Source organism: Kitasatospora sp. NPDC004799, from assembly GCF_040609095.1.
In the GTDB taxonomy this organism is placed as follows: domain Bacteria; phylum Actinomycetota; class Actinomycetes; order Streptomycetales; family Streptomycetaceae; genus Kitasatospora.
Genome location: NZ_JBEXJK010000806.1, coordinates 1 through 1,307, shown reverse-complemented (window position 1 = coordinate 1,307; position 1,307 = coordinate 1). Strand labels below are relative to the sequence as shown.

Here is a 1,307-nt window from a genome sequence, read left to right as displayed (position 1 = left end):
GCCACCTCCCGCAGCCGGGGCTCCTCGGTGGCGCAGCGGGCGTCCGCCAGGGGGCAGCGGGTACGGAAGCGGCAGCCGCTGGGCGGGGCGAGCGGGGAGGGCGGGTCGGCGGGGAGCAGGCCGGTGTCGCGCAGCGGGCGGCCGGGTTCGGGGACGGCGGCGAGCAGGGCGGCGGTGTAGGGGTGGGCGGGGGCGGCGAGGACGGTCTCGGTGGGGCCGCGCTCGCAGACGCGGCCGAGCTGGAGCACGGCCACCTCGTCGCTCACCGCCCGGACCACGCCGAGGTCGTGGGAGATGAAGAGCCCGGCCAGTCCGCGTTCCTCGGTGAGCCCGCGCAGCAGGTTGAGCACGGTGGCCTGGGCCGAGACGTCGAGGGCGGAGACCGCCTCGTCGGCGATCAGCACGCGCGGTTCGGCGGCCAGGGCGCGGGCGATGGCGACCCGTTGGGCCTGCCCGCCGGAGAGCTGGTGGGGGCGGCGGTCGCCGAACAGGGCGGGCGGCAGGCCGACGGCCTCCAGCTGCCGGGTGACGACCTCCTCGCGGTCCCGGGCCGGGTCGGGGTGGGCGTCGAGGGGCTCGGCGACGAGGTCGCGGACCCGGCGGCGCGGGTTGAGCGAGGACAGCGGGTCCTGGAAGACCATCTGGAGGCGCGGCCGAACGGCCCGCAGGGCGCGCGGGGAGAGCGCGGCGAGGTCGGTGCCGTCGAGGGTGACGCGGCCGGCGGCGGGCGGGGGAAGCCGCAGCAGGGCCTTGGCGATGCTGCTCTTGCCGGAGCCGGACTCGCCGACCAGGGCGAGGGTGCGGCGCGGGTACAGGGCCAGGTCGACACGGCTGACGGCGTGCAGCGGGCCGGAGCGGGTGCGGTGGACGACGCCGAGGCCGGTGGCCTCCAGGACGGGTTTTCCGAGGTTCGGGGCCTCGGGGCGGACGGCTTCGGGGTGGACGGCTTCGGGGCTGGTGGTCATGGAGCGGGCTCCAGTTCGTCGGGGGAGGGCGCGGTGTCGCCGGGCGCACCGAGCGGGAAGTGGCAGTCGGCGGTGTGCCCGTCCGCCGCGCCCTGCCGGGGCGGCGCGGTCGTGGTGCAGAGCTCCGTCGCCCGCTCGCAGCGCGGGGCGAACGGGCAGCCGACGGCGGTCCGGGAGAGGTCGGGCGGCGAGCCGGGGATGGCGGGCAGGGTGCGGCGCAGCGGGCCGGTGACCCGGGGGACGGCGCGATCACGCCGCCCCCGTCGCCCAGGCAGTCCCGCCCGGCGGCGGACAGCACGCCGCCCGGCCCCAACTCGACGAAGACGGAGACGCCCTGGGCCT

At 78.7% G+C, this 1,307-nt stretch carries 2 protein-coding genes; both read right to left on the bottom strand.

Going from position 1 to position 1,307, the window contains the following annotated elements; all coding sequences use genetic code 11:
• Window positions 1-965 (bottom strand): ABC transporter ATP-binding protein (locus ABZW03_RS40945; protein ID WP_355269980.1); only part of this gene is annotated, 965 nt, incomplete at its 3' end.
• Window positions 962-1,307, bottom strand: a 346-nt coding sequence (locus tag ABZW03_RS40940) for an oligopeptide/dipeptide ABC transporter ATP-binding protein (RefSeq protein WP_355269978.1), incomplete at its 5' end; no start/stop codon positions are given. The genes ABZW03_RS40945 and ABZW03_RS40940, both read right to left, overlap by 4 nt.